Origin of the sequence: Salinimicrobium xinjiangense DSM 19287 (assembly GCF_000423585.1) — a bacterium.
GTDB lineage: Bacteria > Bacteroidota > Bacteroidia > Flavobacteriales > Flavobacteriaceae > Salinimicrobium > Salinimicrobium xinjiangense.
Map to the genome: position 1 here is coordinate 71,745 of NZ_KE384056.1, position 16,395 is coordinate 88,139.

Annotated in this window: 11 protein-coding genes; 8 read left to right on the forward strand and 3 right to left on the reverse strand. The window is 41.3% G+C overall.

The annotated features are described in order from the left end of the window. The first annotated feature begins 33 nt into the window (after positions 1-33). From G564_RS0115765 to G564_RS0115775, 3 genes are all read left to right on the forward strand, one after another. On the forward strand, positions 34-2,589 hold the full coding sequence (locus G564_RS0115765; RefSeq protein ID WP_029038502.1) for an adenosylcobalamin-dependent ribonucleoside-diphosphate reductase: 2,556 nt from the start codon (positions 34-36) through the stop codon (positions 2,587-2,589). Between the two features lie 816 nt (positions 2,590-3,405). Continuing rightward, positions 3,406-3,648 (forward strand): ribbon-helix-helix domain-containing protein, encoded by a 243-nt coding sequence (locus tag G564_RS0115770; RefSeq protein ID WP_029038503.1) that lies wholly within the window; start codon positions 3,406-3,408, stop codon positions 3,646-3,648. Beyond that, the gene (locus G564_RS0115775; protein WP_029038504.1) at positions 3,645-3,977 is read left to right on the forward strand and encodes a type II toxin-antitoxin system PemK/MazF family toxin; all 333 of its coding nucleotides are present in this window, start codon (positions 3,645-3,647) and stop codon (positions 3,975-3,977) included. The genes G564_RS0115770 and G564_RS0115775 overlap by 4 nt, the downstream gene beginning before the upstream one ends. 792 nt (positions 3,978-4,769) lie before the next feature. Here G564_RS0115775 and kdsA read toward each other — a convergent pair. Together kdsA and G564_RS0115785 are read right to left on the reverse strand one after the other, a co-directional pair. Next, complete coding sequence (gene kdsA / locus G564_RS0115780; protein WP_029038505.1) at positions 4,770-5,588, reverse strand: 3-deoxy-8-phosphooctulonate synthase; 819 nt, start codon at positions 5,586-5,588, stop codon at positions 4,770-4,772. Positions 5,589-5,649: 61 nt separating this feature from the next. After that, positions 5,650-6,243, reverse strand: a complete 594-nt coding sequence (locus G564_RS0115785; RefSeq protein ID WP_029038506.1) for a nuclear transport factor 2-like protein — start codon at positions 6,241-6,243, stop codon at positions 5,650-5,652. Positions 6,244-6,540: 297 nt separating this feature from the next. Between G564_RS0115785 and typA the strand changes: the two genes are divergently transcribed. Continuing rightward, positions 6,541-8,340 (forward strand): translational GTPase TypA, encoded by a 1,800-nt coding sequence (typA, locus tag G564_RS0115790; protein WP_029038507.1) that lies wholly within the window; start codon positions 6,541-6,543, stop codon positions 8,338-8,340. Between the two features lie 113 nt (positions 8,341-8,453). Further along, positions 8,454-8,699, forward strand: coding sequence for a PQ-loop repeat-containing protein (locus tag G564_RS0115795; RefSeq protein ID WP_037374191.1), 246 nt, complete (start codon positions 8,454-8,456; stop codon positions 8,697-8,699). A 679-nt stretch (positions 8,700-9,378) separates the two neighbouring features. Here the strand turns inward: G564_RS0115795 and G564_RS0115810 are convergent. Continuing rightward, positions 9,379-10,062, reverse strand: coding sequence for a cell division ATP-binding protein FtsE (locus G564_RS0115810; protein ID WP_029038509.1), 684 nt, complete (start codon positions 10,060-10,062; stop codon positions 9,379-9,381). Between the two features lie 198 nt (positions 10,063-10,260). Between G564_RS0115810 and G564_RS0115815 the strand changes: the two genes are divergently transcribed. The 3 genes from G564_RS0115815 (at position 10,261) to G564_RS0115825 (ending at position 16,370) form a co-directional block, all read left to right on the forward strand. Next, positions 10,261-13,281 carry a tetratricopeptide repeat protein gene (locus G564_RS0115815; protein ID WP_029038510.1) on the forward strand — a complete coding sequence of 1,007 codons (3,021 nt, stop codon included), beginning with the start codon at positions 10,261-10,263 and terminating at the stop codon, positions 13,279-13,281. A gap of 20 nt (positions 13,282-13,301) precedes the next feature. Further along, positions 13,302-15,020, forward strand: coding sequence for a TonB-dependent receptor (locus G564_RS0115820; RefSeq protein WP_029038511.1), 1,719 nt, complete (start codon positions 13,302-13,304; stop codon positions 15,018-15,020). A gap of 210 nt (positions 15,021-15,230) precedes the next feature. After that, positions 15,231-16,370 (forward strand): hypothetical protein, encoded by a 1,140-nt coding sequence (locus tag G564_RS0115825; protein ID WP_029038512.1) that lies wholly within the window; start codon positions 15,231-15,233, stop codon positions 16,368-16,370. Positions 16,371-16,395 lie beyond the last annotated feature (25 nt).

Consider the following 16,395-nt stretch of genomic DNA (forward strand, 5'->3'; position numbering starts at 1 on the left):
TCCTCTTTCAAGTTAAAACAAAAACAAACGGCCATGGTTGAAGAATTATTTAGCACCCAGACTTATACCTACGATGAGGTACTGCAAGCATGTTTAAAATATTTTAAAAATGACGAGCTCGCAGCCACTACCTGGATAAATAAGTATGCAGTAAAAGACAAAAACGGAAAATTTTTAGAATTAACCCCAGATGATATGCACAAGCGTATGGCGAAGGAATTTGCCCGTATGGAGGCAAAATATGCCGATCGTGCAGTGGGGAAAGAAAACCTGTCCGAGTACGGAAAGTCACGGGAATTTTTGAGTGAAGAGAGAATTTTTCAACTTTTTAAAGATTTCAAATACAGCATTCCTCAGGGTAGTGTCATGGCGGCCCTTGGGAATGATCAAATGATAGCATCACTTTCGAATTGTGTGGTTGTGCCTCCGGTTTATGATTCCTATGGCGGAATTCTTCATACAGACCAGCAGCTGGTTCAATTGTTCAAGAGACGTTGTGGAGTAGGAGTGGACCTTTCCGGTCTTCGCCCTAAGAATGCTCAGGTTTCCAACGCTGCGGGAACCACTACAGGAGCAGTTTCCTTTATGGAGCGTTTTTCAAACACCACAAGAGAAGTAGCGCAAAACGGACGTCGTGGAGCTTTAATGCTAACAATTGATGTTTCCCACCCCGATGTGGAAGACTTCATAACCATTAAGCAAGACCTTAAAAAAGTAACCGGTGCTAATATTTCCCTGAGACTTACAGATGAATTCATGCAGGCCGTTACAGAGGATTCCGATTTTACATTGCGTTGGCCAATTGACAGCCCCAATCCAAAGTACACCAAAAAAGTCCGTGCTAAAGAATTGTGGAATACAATAATCAAATGTGCACATAACACAGCCGAACCCGGATTGATCTTCTGGGATAAGCAGCACACTTATTCGACTTCTTCTTTCTACCCCGGATTCAAAAATAGTTCTACGAACCCATGTTCGGAGATCGCCATGCAGGGAGGAGATTCCTGCCGTTTGATCGCAGTAAACCTTTACAATTTCGTTGACAATCCATTTACTGAAAATGCTTCTTTCAACCATGACAAATTCTATAAAGTGATCTATGAAACTCAGCGTTTGATGGATGACCTTGTAGACCTTGAACTTGAAGCGGTTGAAAAGATCCTTGCAAAGATCGATCAGGATGAGGAGCCAGATTTCATTAAGAAGAATGAGATTGATACCTGGAAGTTACTTGCCGAAAATGGTAAAAATGGTAGACGTACAGGTCTTGGCTTTACTGCTCTTGCCGATGCAGTTGCAGCACTGGGAGTAAAATTCGATACAGATGAAGCGCTTGAGGTGGTCGATAAGATCATGCAAACAAAATTAAGAGGGGAGTTTGACAGTAGTGTGGACATGGCGATCACAAGAGAGCCATTCAAGGTGTTTGACCCTGCTATTGAGGAGCAATCAGATTTTGTTCAAATGATGAAGAAAGAGTTTCCTGAACTTTACAGCCGCATGATGCAGCATGGAAGAAGAAATATATCTATCAGTACCGTAGCCCCAACCGGTAGTTTGAGTATGCTGGCCCAAACCTCTTCGGGAATAGAGCCTGTGTTCATGCTCTCCTATAAGAGGAGAAGAAAAGTCAATGCTTCCACTTCTAAGGCAAAAGTTGCTTTCGTAGATGATACCGGAGATGCTTTTGAAGAATTTACGGTGTATCACCCAAAGGTGAAGACGTGGATGGATGCAACAGGAAAAGAAGCCATTGAGCAGAGTCCTTACGCAGGTGCGACAGCTTCAGAGATCAACTGGCAAAAGCGTGTGGAAATGCAGGCCCTGGTTCAAAAATATACTACACATTCCATTAGTTCTACAATTAACCTTGCTTCAGATGTGAGTCAGGAGAAAGTAAGCGATATCTATATTGAGTCATGGAAGAAAGGACTTAAAGGAATTACAGTTTACCGTGATGGTTCCCGTAGCGGAATTCTTGTTTCTTCAGATGACAAAGGGAAGAAGGAAACCATCAAAGATGATGTTTTTGCTGAAACTTATGCTCCAAAACGACCTAAGAAGCTGGAGTCAAAGATCATCCGTTTTAACAACGAAAGAGAAAAATGGCTTGCTGTAGTTGGCGTTTTGAATAATCGCCCGTATGAGATCTTCACAGGAAAAATGGAAGATGTTTTCAACCTGCCAACATGGGTTGAAAAAGGTTGGGTTATCAAGAACAGGGATGAAGATGGCAAATCAAGGTATGATTTCCAATTCTGTGACAAACATGGATACAAAGTAACTATTGAAGGTCTTTCAAGGTCCTTTAACGAGGAATACTGGAATTACGCGAAACTGATCTCTGGTGTTCTTCGCCACGGAATGCCTATTCCTTATGTGGTAGATCTTATCGAAAACCTGAACCTGCTTGACGAAAGCATCAACACCTGGAAAGCAGGAGTTGTTCGCGCCCTGAAGCAGTTTGTGCCAGATGGCACTCCGGCTGCCGATAAAAAATGTGAGGAGTGTGGCGATCCTGAAGGAATACATTTCTCGGAAGGATGCCTGGTTTGTAAGAGCTGTGGCTACTCTAAATGTGGTTAAAAATTAATTTTGTCCCCCGGTAGATTGGAAACCCCGCTTCTGAAAAGAGCGGGGTTTTTGTTTGAGTTGACTTGACCCTGTAAGCGGCTTAGAGCCCTGACAGTGGTTCTCCTTGGACCGTAAATCAGACAGATCAACCCTGTCAGCTGCTTAAGCTCTACAGTGGTTAACTTTGGAACGTAAATAAGACAGATCAACCCTGTCAGCGGCTTAGAGCCCTGACAGCGGTTTGGAGGAGACGTTCAAGTCTATGCCGAACCTGCAAGGTCTTTTTTTGACTTTGTGGTTTTTTTTAGCCACCGATGCACGGAACCCTGTCAGCTGCTTATGCTCATTACAGTGGTTAACTTTGGATCGTAAATCAGACAGATCAACCCTGTCAGCGGTTATAACCCTGACAGCGGTTCTTTTTAGCCGAAAGTAACGCATAACCTCGCTGCGTAAGGTCAGCGACCTTGCGCATGCCTAAAGTAAGAAAGAAGTAAAAAGTTCCTGAAGTCTCTGACTTCAGGTTACAATTATTGAACTTGACAGTAGCTACTTATCAAAAGGCGTTACAAGGTCGGGAGACGTTGTTAAGCATCCTGCTTCTAGACGGACTGTGGTTAGCTCAAAGTCGTGAGACTTTGTGCAGCGTTTTTCAAATCTTTTAGGGATTTAGAACCCTGACAGTGGTTTTTACCACGAATAAACAATAGTTTTCTGATGATGTGGATGAGCTATCTTTTTATATCAATTATTGAAGTTAGGTTTTCGGTAATTAAATTTTAAAAATTTAAATCATATTTATGGTGTATATTTATAAAAACTATTTATATGGGAACTTTCACCTCATCGTTGCCTCAGGATCTTCTGGATAAATTAAGTTCTGAAGCAAAAAAACGTGGAGTGGCAAAGAACAGCCTTATCGAAAAAGCTTTGCGAATTTACCTGGATCAATTGAACCGGGCAGATTATGCACGTTCCTACTCTAAAGCAGGTAAAGACGAAGAGATCATGGCTATAGCAGAAGAAGGCATGGAAACTTACTTGCAGGACCTCAAAAATCTTGAGGAGTGAAGCAGGGCGAAATCTGGGATGTGTACCTTGATCCTGTCTCAGGAAGTGAGCAGGAAGGAAGAAGGCCATGTGTTATAATAAGCGGAAATCTTCTTAATCAGCATCTTCAGGTTGTAATCATTTGTCCTTTAACAACCAAGATCAAGAGGTACAAGGGAAATTTACTGCTAAATCCTGATTCGGAGAATGGGCTAGAGCAAGAATCTGAAGTTCTCACTTTTCATGTCCGGTCTGTTTCAAAAGAGCGTCTGGATAGGAGAATTGGAAAGATAAATTCTCAACAGGTAGATTATATTAAAGGAACTTTGGACGATATTTTAAGGTATTAACAATTAACAGAATTGAACCCCGCTTCTGAAAGTAAGCGGGATTTTTGTTTTGAGTTGGCTTAACCCTATCAGCGGCTTAGAGCCCTGACAGCGGTTTGGAGGAGATGTGGAAGTCTATGTCGAACCTGCAAAGTCTTTTTATGACCTTGTGGTTTTTTTTAGCCACCGATGCACATATAATTTTTGGACCCTGTCAGCTGCTTATGCTCATTACAGTGGTTCACCTTGGAGTAAATCAGACAGATCAACCCTGTCAGCGGTTACAAACCCTGACAGCGGTTTGGGGGAGATGTTGAAGTCTATGCCGAATCTCGTATGTTTGGCCATCAAGCTTTAGCCACCGATGCACGGATATTTTTTTACAGCCCTGTCAGCGGCTTAAAGCCCTGATAGTGGTTCTTTTTTAGCCGAAAGTAACGCATAACCTCGCTGCTTAAGGTCAGAGACCTTGCGCATGTCTAAAGTAAGAAAGAAGTAAAAGGATCCTGAAGTCTCTGACTTCAGGTTACAATTATTGAACTTGACAGTAGCTACTTATCAAAAGGGGTTACAACGTCAGGAGACGTTGTTGAGCATCCAGCTTCTACACGGGCTGTGTTTAGCTCAAAGTCGTGAGACTTTGTGCAGCGGTTAAGAGGGTTCTTTTCTGGTGGTTGATTTGTCTGCGAACCCTTTAAGGGTTTCAAACCCTGAAAGGGTTCTTCAAAATAAAAGACCTACAAGGTTTGGGAAACCTTGCAGGTCTAAGCTGTTTCGATGGCGCGGATTTGCAATCCATGCCGAGGTCAAAACTTAAAAAGAATTGATCGTCTTTTTTATTGCTGTTAAATTGCTTAGCAGCCTCTCCAGATACTGTATATCCAGCATATTTGCGCCATCGCTCTTGGCATTTGCAGGATCGAAATGGGTTTCGATGAAAATTCCATCGGCTCCTGTGGCAATTCCGGCCCGGGCGATGGTCTCGATCATATCAGGTCTTCCGCCGGTGACTCCGCTGCTTTGATTTGGCTGTTGAAGAGAATGAGTAACGTCCAGAACAGTAGGTGCAAACTGGCGCATGGTAGGAATTCCGCGGAAATCCACGATCATATCCTGATAGCCAAACATGGTTCCCCTATCGGTTACCATTACCTGTTCGTTATTACAATCCGTCACTTTGGTCACTGCATGTTTCATGCTTTCGGGGCTCATAAACTGACCTTTTTTGAGGTTGACTACCTTTCCTGTTTCGGCTGCAGCGACCACCAGGTCTGTTTGCCGTACCAGGAAAGCCGGAATTTGCAGTACATCAACATATTCCGCAGCCTTAGTGGCATCCTCTCTCTCATGAATGTCTGTCACGGTAGGTATCTCAAAAGTTTCAGAAACCTTCCGAAGTATTTTGAGGGCTTTTTCATCACCTATTCCGGTGAAGCTGTCAATCCGGCTACGGTTGGCTTTTTTAAATGAACCTTTAAAAATATATGGGATCTCCAGCTTATCGGTGATCTTTAAAACAGTTTCGGCAATACGTAAGGCCATGTCTTCTCCTTCAATGGCGCAGGGGCCTGCGAGTAAGAAAAAATTTCCTGAGGCCGCATGTTTTATCTGTGGTATCTTATTGAGTTGCATAAAATAAATTTACTGCAAAGATACCTTTTTTGAAACTTTATTAGGGGAAGGCTTTTTTTAGCTATTGATCATTTTCCTTGTTTTCTGGATGTTCTGGGTCTTCCTCCTCGATCCCCATGGGAGGTTGTATTTCATAACCCATTGCCCTGATGATCCTGTTATTATCATAATAGAAATGAACCTCACTTACTTTGGAATCCTTAAACTTTTGGGCAACATGGTAGGGAAAGCTGATGGTCTCCCCATTTGGATATCTAAGGGTGTTATTACCCCAGTGGAGGATCCAGTTGCCTTTTCTGGGACCCTCGGGTACTGATACAGCCAACCACGCACCGTCCTTGGAAAGAATGGGAGTAGCAGTCTCCCTGCCTTTTTTCCAGTAGTTGATTGTTTGCTCCAGGCTCAAGCTATCATAACTGCCAAGATTATAAAAGTGGGCTCCATCGTGTACGTTTTTCCTTAATGTCTCCCAATTTCCGGTTTCATATGCCCTCACGGTTTCCTGTGCTGTTTCCATGGCTTCTTCCTTATTGTCAAACTCAAGGCTTACATTTCCGTCTACCTGTGCCAATCCGGGGTGCCAACATAAAAGGATTCCGATCATTACAATTAACACCTTCCAACATTTTGCTTTCTTTTCTTCTGCTCTTTCCATGACTATATATTTAAGGTGATATTCATTTGATAATGAATTACTTAAAGTTACTTAAAGAGATTGGGAAAAGAAAAGTTAGCATCATAAAATATGATGAGTCTCAGTTTTAATCAAAAAATCAGACTTATGGGAGAGAACTAAAACACCGGGGCAAGGCCGGGAATGCTTATAAATTAATTAAGAAATTGATAGTCAAAACATTAGCATGAAAATAAAATTATCCATAATTCGAAAAAGCGCTGTTTTTTATGGAAAAAATAAATGTACCTTTGCAGCCTTTAAAAATCAGGCGTTTATATGACAGCTATTAAAAATATCGCGATTATCGCACACGTTGACCACGGGAAAACTACTTTGGTAGATAAGATCATGTATCATTGTCACCTCTTCCGGGAAAACGAAAATACCGGGGACTTGATTCTGGACAGTAATGACCAGGAACGGGAACGTGGGATCACCATTACCTCAAAGAACGTATCGGTTAAATACAAGGATACAAAGATCAACATTATCGATACTCCGGGTCACGCCGACTTTGGAGGAGAGGTGGAAAGGGTATTGAATATGGCCGATGGCGTACTTCTATTAGTTGATGCCTTTGAAGGACCTATGCCACAAACACGTTTTGTTCTTCAAAAGGCAATTAATCTTGGACTTAAACCTTGTGTGGTAATTAACAAGGTTGATAAACCAAATTGTACTCCCGAAGAAGTTCACGAAAAGGTTTTTGACCTTATGTTTGAACTTGGTGCCGAAGAATGGCAGCTTGATTTTCCTTCTGTTTATGGTTCTGCTTTAAACAATTGGATGAGTACAGATCCAAATGTGCAAACAGACAGTATTGAGCCTTTGCTTGATATGGTTATAGAGCATATTCCTTCTCCAAAAGTAGAGACCGGAAGCCCTCAAATGTTGATCACTTCTCTGGATTTTTCTTCCTTTACGGGAAGGATTGCAATTGGCCGTCTTCAGCGAGGAACTTTAAAAGAAGGCATGCAGGTGTCTCTGGTTAAACGTGACGGATCAATAAAAAAGACGAAGATAAAAGAGCTTTTTACTTTTGAAGGACTTGGTCGTGCAAAGGTAAAGGAAGTAGTAGCCGGTGACATTTGTGCACTGGTGGGGCTTGAAGGTTTCGAGATTGGTGACACTGTTGCCGATATTGAAACTCCTGAAGGATTAAGAACAATTGCCATTGATGAGCCAACAATGAGCATGTTGTTCACTATAAATGATTCTCCTTTTTTCGGTAAAGACGGAAAATTCGTTACCTCAAGACATATTAAGGAGCGTCTTATGAGAGAGCTGGAAAGAAACCTGGCTCTTCGAGTAGAAGAAACTAACAGTGCAGATAAATTCCTGGTTTATGGCCGTGGGATCATGCACCTTTCTGTTTTGATCGAAACGATGAGAAGGGAAGGTTATGAACTGCAGATAGGTCAGCCACAGGTGATCATTCGTGAAATTGACGGTGTGAAATGTGAGCCGGTGGAAGAGTTGACAATTGACCTGCCGGAAGTTGTTTCAGGAAAGGCAGTTGAAATGGTGACGGTTCGAAAAGGAGAGCTTCTTAGCATGGAAACAAAAGGGGAGCGAATGACCATTCAGTTCCTTATACCTTCCCGCGGAATTATAGGTTTGAGAAATCAGCTGTTAACTGCTACTGCAGGGGAGGCAATCATGGCGCACCGCTTTAAGGAATACCAGCCTTTGAAAGGTGGAATTCCTGAAAGACAGAACGGATCCCTGATATCAATGGAAAAAGGAAAAGCTATTCCATATTCTATTGACAAGTTACAGGACAGGGGACGTTTCTTCGTTGAGCCGGGAGAGGATATATATGAAGGTCAGGTGATTGGCGAAAACTCCCGCCAGGATGATATGGTAGTGAATATCACCAAAACCAAGAAGTTATCTAACGTACGCTCCTCGGGAGCAGATGACAAGGCGAAGATCGTTCCGGCAATTAAATTCTCTCTGGAAGAGGCGCTGGAATATATTCAGAAGGATGAATATGTAGAGGTAACTCCTAAACACATTCGTCTAAGAAAGATCTACCTTACCGAAAATGACCGTAAGAGGAATAAGATCATTTAATTGAATAATAATTTATTATAAGAGCTGTCAAAAATTGTATTTTTGGCAGCTCTTATTTTTTAAACTATTGGGGTTTGTATCCCATCCTGAATCTTAAATTTAAAATTAGAATTATGGAAATTCTCGGAATATCATATATTGAATGGTTTGGATATCTCGCATCCTTTTTTGTGCTGCTGTCTTTCCTGATGCGAAATATTACGACCTTAAGATATGTCAACACATTAGGTTGTATGTTCTTTGTGATCTACGGCGTACTGCTGAATTCCTGGCCAATTATAATCACCAATGCGGCAATTATTCTGGTCAATATCTATTATCTGTTCGTCAATTGGAAAAAATCCGGAAGCCAGACTTAGGAAGTACGAAGGCAGAAGTACGATTTTAGAAGTACGAATGTAGAATTACCAGGTACTAATTTAGAAATACGAATTACTATTGCCTCCCAAAAATGGCATTTTTGGGAGGTTTTTTTTGCTGTTAATTTTATACCTCTTTGCGAACACATGCAGTTAGCGAAGCAATCTCCTGATGAGTAGCAGTCTTACCCTTTTTCCTAAAAATAAAGAGCATAACTTTAAAATTGGCAGATTGCTTCAGTCGCCTCCCGGCTTCTACCATTGACGTTTTTCTTTAGAAATTTATTTTCTCCCTTCGGTCGTTAAAAATTCGCTTTTTTCATAATTGTTCATTTTTTTGCTTGTCCAAAAAAACGAACCAAAAAAAGGACACTTTTTTGATAGGTGTTTCCGATTTTGCTCCCGCAAATCGGAACCGTTCTCCCCGGCTAAATTTTCTCCAAGGCTTCAAAAATTTTTAACGCCGGGGAAGCACTACACTTACAAAAAAGATACTCTGAAGGGAATATTGTATTATACAAGGAACAGACGTCATTTCCTACGCTAGAAATTTTTTTCAGAGGTCTCGCAATAACGGTAATAAAACAAGAGAGAAGACTGATGGTCAGGGAAGAAAAAAATCCTTCAGGATGACAATTGTTTAAAAGTTGGAATTTGGTGCTTGAGATTTGGTGCTTGGTTATACCGTTTTTTGAATTACTTCAAATACTTTTTGTCCGTCGCACTTTAAGGTTTTGGATGGGTATTTTAGAAGCAGGGCGTAATCATGGGTAGCCATAAGAATTGTCTTTCCGTTTTTACTGATCTGTTGCAATACCTCCATGATCTCTACAGAAGTCTGCGGATCAAGATTTCCGGTTGGCTCATCGGCAAGGATGAGTTCGGGATCGTTTAATAATGCCCGCGCAATGGCAATACGTTGTTGTTCTCCTCCCGAAAGCTGATAGGGATTCTTAAATCCTTTGGTGCCCATTCCGACTTTTTTCAATACTTCTTCGATCTTGGCGTCCATAGCTGCCTTGTCTTTCCAGCCGGTTGCCCTGAGGACGAAAAGCAGGTTCTCATTGACATTGCGGTCGTTGAGAAGTTTAAAATCCTGGAACACCACACCGAGCTTCCGGCGTAGAAAGGGGATGTCTTTTTCTCTTAAAGTCCGTAGATCGTATTCTACAATATGGCCTTCTCCTTCGGTTAGCGGAAGATCTCCGTAGAGGGTTTTCATAAAGCTACTCTTCCCGGTTCCAGTTTTACCAATGAGGTAAACAAATTCTCCTTTTTCAATCTCAATATTAACGTCAGAAAGAATTAATGTCTCCCTTTGATAAATGGCAGCATCTTTTAGGTGAAGAACAATGTCGGACATGTAAATTTTAAGTTTTGAGAGGTAAAAGTAAGAAAGAGAACGTAATTATTATGATTCGTGTTGCATTTCTTCTACCGAATTTTTCAGTAGAAAATTTTAGGTTTCATTTAACGCCTGTATATAATTTATCCTGCAGGATGCGCGTTATTACCAAAGAGTTTCTTATATCTTTGAATCATCAACAAACAATACCTACGAATGAAACAATACAAAACCTGCTTATTTGTTGGTTTCTTTTTTCTGTTCTTTTCCGGATTCTCTCAACAATCTGCCATTCAGACCAATGAACTGGCCGATTATCACCGGGCATTGGAACTTTACAACAATCAGCAATATCTTGCCGCTCAGACTTTATTTGATGAAGTAAAGGACAAAGTGGATGACGAAAGAATCCAGGCGAATTCTGCCTATTATATAGCAAATGCTGCAATTCGTCTCAATCAACCCGGAGCAGATAAGCTCATGGAAGATTTTGTGCAACGTTATCCTACCAGTACAAAAACAAATGCCGCCTTCCTGGATGTGGCCGATTATTACTTTGAGACGGGAAAGTATTCCCTGGCGCGTAAGTGGTATGATACTGTAGACCAGAGAAACCTGAGCAAAGCCGAAAAAGAAAGATTTAATTTCAATAATGGTTATGCTTACTTCCGTGCAAATCAACCCGAAGAAGCTAAAGAATACTTCAATAAAGTAACAGATTCGAAAAAGTACGGTTCGCAGGCGAAATATTACCTGGGCTTTATGGCTTATGAAGGGGATGATTATGAGCAGGCAAATGCACTTTTTGAGGAGGTACAGGACAACCAGCGCTATGAAGAAGACCTTTCCTATTTCCAGGCCGATATGAACTTCAAGCAGGGAAATTTTGAGAAGGCCATTGAATTAGGACTGGAACAATTACCTCGGGCAGATCGTCGGGATAAGTCTGAACTCAATAAGATCATTGGAGAAAGCTATTTTAATCTTGGTCAGTACGAAAAAGCCATTCCTTATTTAAAGGAATATCAGGGGCAAAGAGGGAAGTGGAACAATACCGACTATTATCAGTTGGGTTACGCCTATTTTCAGCAGGGAGATTATGAGGCTGCAATTTCAGAATTCAATAAGATCATTGACGGGACCAATGCAGTGGCTCAAAACGCCTACTACCATTTGGCGCAGTCATATCTAAAGACAGATAAAAAACAGCAGGCGCTGAATGCATTTAAAAATGCCAGTGAAATGGATTTCAATGAGGAGATCAAAGCCGATGCAGCACTTAATTATGCAAAACTGAGCTATGAGATTGGAAATAACTATGCGAGTACACCACAGGTTTTATTAAATTACCTGGAGGCTTACCCGAATTCTCCTGCAAAAGAAGAGATCAACGGGTTACTTATCAATTCCTTTATAACCTCCAAAAATTATGAAGAAGCGATGCGACTGCTTAAAGGCAACCGCAACTTCCAGAATAATGTAGTTTACCAGCAGGTAGCCCTTTACAGGGGAATAGAATTATTTAATGAAGGGAATTACCGGGAGGCAAATGAATATTTTGACATGGCTCTTAGTGAAAGACGAGATCCAAAGATCACTGCCCTGGCCACTTTCTGGAAAGCCGAAAGTGATTTTAATCTTCGTAATTACAGGGATGCGCTGTTAGGATACCGTGAATTTAGCGGCATGAGTGGAGCCAGAGGCGTTTCGGAAATGGAGAACCTGGATTACAACATTGGCTATGCGTATTTCAAACAAAAGGATTATGGTCGTGCCATTGAATTTTTTAAACGTTATGCAAATGATTCCGGTAAAGATCGTTCAAGAAGGAACGATGCGTACGTGAGACTTGGTGACAGTCATTTTGTTAACAGCAGCTACTGGCCTGCCATGGAAGCTTATAATGCGGCCATTGAACTCAATGGTTCCCAAAATGATTACGCCTCCTTTCAAAAAGCCATAAGCTACGGATTTGTACAGCGTAACGATACTAAAATTTCTGAACTCAATGAATTCCTTCGGAAGTTTCCACGTTCTTCATACAGAGATGACGCAGCCTATGAACTGGGAAATACCTATGTAGCTATGAACAACACCTCTAAGGGTATGGAAGCTTATAACCGGCTTATAAGAGATGTGCCCGGAAGCCCATTTGTGCCCCAGGCCTTATTAAAACAGGGATTGATCTACTATAACAATGATCAGGGAAATCAGGCTCTTGATAAGCTGAAAAAAGTGGTAGCCGATTATCCAAATTCTGCTGAAGCTGTGCAGGCCGTAAGTACTGCCAGATTGATCTATGTGGATCTGGGAAGGACAGATGAATATGCCAACTGGGTGAAGAACCTGGATTTTGTTGAAGTAACTGATGCCGATCTTGATAATACCACTTTTGAAGCTGCAGAAAAGCAGTATAAGGAAAATAATACTTCAGCAGCTATTACTGCCTTAGAGAAATACCTTAATTCTTTTCCCAACGGGATACATGCGGTACAGGCGAACTTTTACCTGGGGCAGTTGTATTTTAGGGAAGGAAATAAGCAGAAAAGTATTCCGCATTACAAGTATGTGATTGGCAGATCCTCTTCGGAATATCTGGAGCAGGCATTGGCGCGACTTTCTGAAGTATATCTAGAAAACAGGAATTATTTTGAGGCCATTCCGTTGCTTAAGCGTCTGGAGGTAGAGGCATCGTACCCTCAAAATACCATTTTTGCCCAGTCAAACCTCATGAAGTCATACCTGGAAGGGGAAAAATATACTGAAGCAGTAACCTATGCAGAGAAGGTGCTTGCCAATCCCGATGCCGAGATGAGTGCCAAAAATGATGCCCAGGTGATCATTGCCAGAGCAGCGATGCGCACAGGAAATGAGGACCGTGCCAAACGTGCCTATGCCGAAGTACAAAAAACTGCAAAGGGAGAATTAGCTGCCGAAGCCCTGTATTACGACGCTTATTTCAAACATAAGGCGGGTAACTATCAGGCTTCAAATGATGCAGTACAAAGATTAGCTAAAGACTATTCGGGTTATAAACTATACGGAGCAAAAGGTCTTGTACTTATGGCTAAAAACTTTTACCAGCTGGGAGATGCTTATCAGGCTACCTACATCCTTGACAATGTGATCAAAAATTTCACGCAGTTCCCCGATGTGGTGCAGGAAGCGAAACAGGAACTCAGCCGAATTAAAGCCCAGGAAGCAAAAACCAATGCTTCTGTAGAAACAAACAATTAAAGATACATAATAGCCTTCCCATGAAAATCAATTCATTAAGTGTATTTATTCTATGTTTATTTTTTACAGCTTTTTCATTTGCCCAGGATCTGGGCAGTGAAACTGTAGAAGTAGTAAAACCCTATACTCCCAGTGTTAGTGACGCTCCCAAGATCAAGGAAACTCCAAAGATCACAGACTCTGTGAACCTGGAGAAAAGACCTGTGCAGTACAGTATTTTTTCTTTTCCGGTAGCCTCAACCTTTTCGCCTGCAAAAGGAAGAGCAACTACAGTGGAACGTCAAAGGCCACCAAAACTTTTTGATAATTATATCACCCTTGGATTTGGAACCTACACCAGTGCCCTGGCGGAGTTTTACAGTAATTTTGAAGTGAATCGGACAGATAACTTCGGAATATTCCTTAACCACAATTCGGCCCAGGGAGGGATCGACGGAGTGATCTATGATGATCATTATTATGATACCGATCTAAAACTGAATTATTCCTCCCGTAACAGGGATCTTATCTGGAATATTGATTTTGGAGCAGAACACCAGCAATACAACTGGTACGGGTTGGAACCCACACTTGCTTCCGAAATTCCGGATTTTGAGCCCCAGCATAATTTTTATAGCGTTTACACCGGGGGAGAAGTAAACTGGGACAAATCTTTTTTCGACAGGGCCGAAGCCAGGTACCGGTTTTTTGGAGATGATCAGGGTTCAGCAGAGCACAGGATAAGAGTAAAACCTACTTTGGAATTACCCATAGGAGGAGAGCTATTTAAAACTGATCTTATTTTTGATTATGTCAACGGAAGCTTTGATCGCAATTATTTTGAGGAGGAGAATATAAATTATAGTATAATGAATGCCGGCTTGCAATCAAGTTTACTCGTTTTAAGAGATGACCTTACACTTAATCTAGGAGCAGCTATCTTTTACAGCTACGATTCAGAAAATAGTGACGGCGGAGTATATGTTTATCCCCAGGTCACTGCCAGTTACCGAATGGCCGGAGATTACTTTATAGGATATGCAGGTTTGGAAGGAGAGCTAAGGCAAAACAGCTATTATGAATTAGCTCAACAAAATCCTTTTGTGTCACCAACTCTTGACATCAAACCAACAGACAGGCAGTATGATGCCTATGTGGGAGCAAAAGGCAAGCTTTCAAACAGTATAGGTTACAATGTGAGAACAAACTATACGGCTGAAGATTTTAAACCTTTATTCAGGGCCAATCCTAATACCCGGGAAGGCGAAGATTATATGTATGGAAATTCATTTGATGTGGTGTATGATATAGTGAATACGATCTCAGCGTTTGGAGAACTGAATTTTGATGTACGCCGAAATCTCAATTTAAGGCTTAATGCATCCTATTTCGTCTATGATACAGATGAGCAGCAGGAAGCCTGGAATCTTCCCGAATATGAAGCCAATGCTATGATGGATTGGCAAATTACCCCAAAATGGTCAGCAGGGGCCAATCTTTTCCTCGTAGGAGAACGTAAAGAGGCAGTTATGGGTTACAATGAAGCAGGAGAAGGAGAATACACGGTTTCCGGTATTTCTGATCTGGACGCCTATCTTGATCTGAATGCTAAACTCGGCTATAGATTCAATGACAGGCTTTCCATTTTCGCAAGAGGACACAATCTCCTGGGAGATAACTATGAAAAATGGCGAAATTATCCGGTCCTGGGGCTTCAGGTAATGGCTGGAGCGACCTATAAGTTTGACTTTGGAAGATAAATTTAGTTTTTTTTTGAAAACCGGCTTTTGGCCGGTTTTCTTGTTTTGGGCCGGTTCGGCAAAGGTTAATTCATCCTTAACAATTACATAACATTGAAATAAAAAAGGATTATTAGAGAAGTATGTAATATTGCAGCTCGAAAAAATTGATAAGAAAACCGTATTTTTTCGCAGATTTTAAAAATTATCACTGATTTTTTTATTTTAAAAATGGCAAAAAGTAAAAAGTTTACCCGCACAAAAAGGAACAGGCCTTATTTAAATGTCCTGGATTTTATGGTACAGGAAAAGACCTTCCTCGCCATTGTTATTATAGGTCTGGTACTGGCCGGAATTTTGAGCGGATACGGGCAGGCAGGAATGTGGCTCGGCTTCTTTTTCGCTGCTTACGCGACTGTAGCGAATGACAGTATACAATCCCTGGGGACTTTTATTGAAAGTAATAAAGAGAGAAAATGGTGGGTGATGTGGATCTTCATTGGAACCATATTTCTCGCGGTAGTTACCTTCAGCTGGATCTATTTCGATGGGGATGTGACCTATCAACGCCTTCTGAAACCTGACGGGACCACAAAATATCCCCACCCCGAGAACTTTAGCTTTTTCCAGATCATTGCTCCTTTAGTTCTTCTCATTCTTACCAGGTTAAGAATGCCGGTATCCACTACATTTTTAATTTTAAGTGTTTTTAGTGCCGATACCTCGGGAATTACTTCGGTAGTATTTAAGTCCTGGACGGGTTATATTATGGCCTTTGTACTTTCTTTTCTTGTATGGTATCTCTCCTATAATACGATCAAGAAATATTTTAAAAGCCGTAAGTTTAATAAAAGCTGGAGCGTAGTACAGTGGATTGTGAGTGGTACTCTTTGGGGAGTATGGGTGATGCAGGATGGAGCTAATATCGCTGTTTTCCTTCCCCGTCAACTTGATCTTTTTCAATTTCTTGTGTTTTCTCTAACTATTTTTGCAGGTTTGGGACTCTTATTTTACCTAAGAGGAGATAAGATCCAGCAGGTGGTGAGTGAAAAGGCAAGGATCTCAGATGTCAGGGCTGCAACTCTTGTAGATGCTACCTATGTAATTCTGTTGATCTATAAATTATTCATTAGTACAGTGCCTATGTCAACAACCTGGGTATTCCTGGGGGTTATTGGAGGTAGAGAAATTGCCGTGAGTCTTGCACGTACTAAAAAAGGTAAAAAGCATCGTAAGAAAGCGGGTAGAATGATCTTTAAAGACTTCTCCTATGCAATGATCGGATTGTTCATTTCCATCGCCCTTGCTGCAGGAGCCAATGCCGATATCCGTGAAACAATAGGTGATGCCATCATAGGGTGGTTTTCATAAACAGTAAGTACAATAATTAAGAAAT

What these genes read in the sequence shown, in the direction of transcription:
- G564_RS0115765 (WP_029038502.1), top strand. Translation starts at nt 34, where the DNA reads ATGGTTGAAGAATTATTTAGCACCCAGACTTATACCTACGATGAGGTA.
- G564_RS0115770 (WP_029038503.1), top strand. Translation starts at nt 3,406, where the DNA reads ATGGGAACTTTCACCTCATCGTTGCCTCAGGATCTTCTGGATAAATTA.
- kdsA (WP_029038505.1), bottom strand. Translation starts at nt 5,588, where the DNA reads ATGCAACTCAATAAGATACCACAGATAAAACATGCGGCCTCAGGAAAT.
- G564_RS0115785 (WP_029038506.1), bottom strand. Translation starts at nt 6,243, where the DNA reads ATGGAAAGAGCAGAAGAAAAGAAAGCAAAATGTTGGAAGGTGTTAATT.
- typA (WP_029038507.1), top strand. Translation starts at nt 6,541, where the DNA reads ATGACAGCTATTAAAAATATCGCGATTATCGCACACGTTGACCACGGG.
- G564_RS0115795 (WP_037374191.1), top strand. Translation starts at nt 8,454, where the DNA reads ATGGAAATTCTCGGAATATCATATATTGAATGGTTTGGATATCTCGCA.
- G564_RS0115810 (WP_029038509.1), bottom strand. Translation starts at nt 10,062, where the DNA reads ATGTCCGACATTGTTCTTCACCTAAAAGATGCTGCCATTTATCAAAGG.
- G564_RS0115815 (WP_029038510.1), top strand. Translation starts at nt 10,261, where the DNA reads ATGAAACAATACAAAACCTGCTTATTTGTTGGTTTCTTTTTTCTGTTC.
- G564_RS0115820 (WP_029038511.1), top strand. Translation starts at nt 13,302, where the DNA reads ATGAAAATCAATTCATTAAGTGTATTTATTCTATGTTTATTTTTTACA.
- G564_RS0115825 (WP_029038512.1), top strand. Translation starts at nt 15,231, where the DNA reads ATGGCAAAAAGTAAAAAGTTTACCCGCACAAAAAGGAACAGGCCTTAT.